Below are 3486 nucleotides of genomic sequence, written 5' to 3'. Positions count from 1 at the left end.
CATATTTTTGTGATCCGTACTCTTCTTGGCAAAAAGGAGGAGTGGAGAATTGTAATAAACTCATCAGACAGTACTTTCCCAAGAAAACAGATTTTTCCAAAGTATCAGAAGAAAAAATTTATGCAGTACAAGAAAAACTCAACGACAGACCAAGAAAATCACTTCGATATCGTACTCCAAATGAAGTCATTTCTGATCTCCTCTAGGGGTGGTGCTTATAATCCTTGAATTTTCCTTTTAAATTTTGAAATTTTAAATTTTCTAAATAAATCTTAATTTCTAATTTTTAATTTTGAAATTCCATATCTGAATTCATGTTTCTTGTTTTAAACATTACAATTTAGAAATTATTTAGAAATTTAAAATTTCAAAATTTAAAATTCAACAATCCATATTTGATCTTTAAAAAATTCATAGGCGCATTTATCCTTTTTTGCTATCTTGACTTCGTGCATTCCCTTTCTTCTCTCAATGATCGGCAGATCGAAGCTGCTTACTATCTCAAAGGACCTCTCCTCGTCGTAGCAGGAGCGGGATCTGGAAAAACCCGTGTGCTCACGCATCGTATCGCCTACATGATTGAACAGGGAATTTTGCCACGAAATATTCTTGCGGTGACGTTTACCAATAAGGCAGCTCAAGAAATGAGAAATCGCGTAGAAAGAATACTTCAAAAGAATGTGGAAATGCCCATTATTGGGACATTTCATTCTCTTGGCGTGAGAATTTTAAGAGTGGAAATGGAGAAGATTGGACGAGATCGAAATTTTAGTATTTTTGATGCTACTGATAGCGAAAGTTTGATAAAACAAATCCTCAAAGATGCCGATATTGACTCGAGCAAATATAAACCGAAAGGACTCCTCAAACAAATATCATCCGCAAAAAATGCGCTCATTTCCGCTGATGAATACGCGGGACTCGTTGAGAATACGTATCAAGAAGTGGTGTACCGAGTGTATAAAAAATATGAGGCTCATCTCTCTCATTCAGGTGCGGTTGATTTTGATGATCTCATTTCACTTCCTGTGAAAATTTTTCTCGCCGAGCCCCGCATTTTGGAAAAATATCAGGAAAGATGGCATTTCCTCTCTATCGATGAATATCAGGATACGAATACCGTACAGGATACTATGGCGCGTCTTCTCGCGGAAAAATATCGAAATATTTGCGCTATTGGGGATTCAGATCAGGCGATCTATTCCTTTCGAGGAGCGAGTATTCAGAATATTCTCAATTTTGAAAAAGTATATCCAGAATTAAAAGTGATAAAACTCGAGCAAAATTATCGATCTACTCAAAATATTCTCGATGCGGCTGATGGAGTCATTGATCACAATGTTTCGAGAGTGAAGAAAAAGATGTTTACGGAGAAGGGGAGTGGAGAGGGAGTCAATATTCTCGAAATGCGCGATGAGCGGGAAGAAGGCGAATGGATTCTCAGAAAAACTGAAGAATTGGTCCGTTCGGGGAAATATTCTCGAAATGATATGGTGGTGCTCTATCGAACCAATGCTCAAAGTCGAGTGCTCGAAGAAGCGGCGCTGAGACATGGCATTCCCTATCAAATTATTGGAGGAGTAAAATTTTATGCAAGAGCGGAAATTAAAGATATTATCGCCTATTTGCGATTTATCATGAATCCCGCAGATACCGTTTCCTTTGAGCGAATTATCAATAAACCATCACGAAAAATCGGAGCGGTAACGATACAAAAAATCCTTGCTTTTGCTGCTGAGAGAGAGATGCCGGTTGGAAAAATTCTCGCCCATATTCAAATGGCAGAGGGAATTTTTTCGAGGAGTCAGAACACTATTAAGAAATTTGAAGGAATCATCGAAAAGCTCAGAGAACTCAGACCAACTCTTTCTGCAGCGGATTTTATTGAATATCTCATTAAGGAAATTGATTTTGAGGCACATCTGCGCGACGGAACTGAAGAAGGAGAAGTCCGTATTGAAAACGTTCGTGAACTTATTTCTGTAGCGCAAAAATACAGTCATGTTCCGCCGGAAGAATCACTTCCTCTCTTTTTAGAAGAAGTTGCTCTTATTGCTGATCTTGATTCGCTTGATGAGGAAAAGGACGCGCTCACTTTTATGACACTTCATTCTGCAAAAGGACTCGAATTTTCTGTGGTGTTCGTTGTTGGGTGCGAGGAAAACGTATTTCCTCATTCTCGTTCCATGTTTGATCCAGACGATATGGAGGAAGAGCGAAGACTCATGTATGTAGGAATGACAAGAGCAAAAGATCATCTCTTTCTCTTGTATGCGCATGAGAGGCTTCTTTTCGGAAGTTTTTCTGCAAATCCTCCATCGCGTTTTCTCCGAGAGATTCCATTAAACGCCGTGAATTTTGAAAATGCACCAAGATGGATGGGAGGAACTCAGCAGAATAAAGATGAAAAAGAGCTTTCGTATGTTTCATTTGAGGATGAGGATGCACTTGTGTCATGTTTTGAGAAAGGGGATATTGCGAGGCATCCGAAATTTGGGGAGGGAAAGGTAGAAGATGTGGATGGAGATATTTTGACGATTGATTTTGGGAATGGAATTCTAAAACGATTTGCGGCATCAATTGCGCCGCTAAAGAAAATTGTCTAAAATCAAAATAGATTTTTTCTTTTTTTTAATTATGAGCAAAATTGAAGATGCCAACTCTCGTACTCAAGATCCACCAGTCCTCGGGATAGGTTTAGCAGGGCGTATGGAAGAATTGCCTGCGCCAACAAGACCTCCAGCTTCAACACCTCCACCGAGCTTAGGAAGATCAGAATTTCCAACATTATCCAAAGAATTTATTAAAAACTTTAAGGAAGCCCTCTCAAAGTTAGGAATTAATTCCACCGAGGAAATCAACTCTTTGCTAGAACTAGTATCTGGTGAATGCTCAAGACGTGTTTATGCCAGTATTGACTTAGTTACTGGTGACTAAAAAATAGGAGAACTAATATACTTTGTCTTCGTATTATAACTTTGCTCAAGATACATTGTGCAAAGTTAAAAGTATTTCTGTTTTTCACTCCCCTTGTCTATTCCTGCTCTAGAAAAATAATTTTTTGAATTCATGAAAAAGATTATGAGAGTGATTTCTTCGTGAAGTGAAGATTCCATTCTCTCTGAATTCCTTCTCTCAAATCATGAAAAATAGGCGCATTCCCATTTTTACCGCTTCTTGCTGAGCTTTTTCAGAGAATGCCCTCAAAATTTGCGTTATACGGCGTTTTCAGATACTTCAGGCTATGAAACCCTTCTGAAAATAAATTCTAAGAAATGATTTTTAGTTATTTTGAGGCATTCCAGCGAATTTATATGTATTTAAAAAAAATGTATATTTTATATAAATGGAAAATTCAAGGATTATAAGCACCACCCCTAGAGGAGATCAGAAATGACTTCATTTGGAGTACGATATCGAAGTGATTTTCTTGGTCTGTCGTTGAGTTTTTCTTGTACTGCATAGATTTTTTCTTCTGATACTTTG

The 3486-nt window shown here is 37.8% G+C and carries 4 protein-coding genes; 3 read left to right on the top strand and 1 reads right to left on the bottom strand.

What is annotated here, in order from left to right; translation table 11 throughout:
- The 3 genes from HZA38_06525 to HZA38_06515 all read left to right on the top strand — a co-directional run.
- Positions 1-206: IS30 family transposase (locus HZA38_06525; protein ID MBI5415135.1), on the top strand; the 206-nt coding region annotated here is incomplete at its 5' end.
- A gap of 243 nt (positions 207-449) precedes the next feature.
- Positions 450-2606 (top strand): UvrD-helicase domain-containing protein, encoded by a 2157-nt coding sequence (locus HZA38_06520; protein MBI5415134.1) that lies wholly within the window; start codon positions 450-452, stop codon positions 2604-2606.
- A 31-nt stretch (positions 2607-2637) separates the two neighbouring features.
- Positions 2638-2937 (top strand): hypothetical protein, encoded by a 300-nt coding sequence (locus HZA38_06515; protein MBI5415133.1) that lies wholly within the window; start codon positions 2638-2640, stop codon positions 2935-2937.
- Positions 2938-3377: 440 nt separating this feature from the next.
- On the opposite strand, the gene HZA38_06510 is transcribed toward HZA38_06515, so the two are convergent.
- A partial coding sequence (locus HZA38_06510; protein MBI5415132.1) for an IS30 family transposase occupies positions 3378-3486 on the bottom strand: 109 nt, incomplete at its 5' end.

It is taken from the genome of Candidatus Peregrinibacteria bacterium, assembly GCA_016220175.1.
Lineage (GTDB): Bacteria > Patescibacteriota > Gracilibacteria > CAIRYL01 > CAIRYL01 > JACRHZ01.
Note: the sequence above shows the minus strand (reverse complement) of the source record. Positions and strands in the feature narration are given on the sequence as shown.

What these genes read in the sequence shown, in the direction of transcription:
- HZA38_06515 (MBI5415133.1), top strand. Translation starts at nt 2,638, where the DNA reads ATGAGCAAAATTGAAGATGCCAACTCTCGTACTCAAGATCCACCAGTC.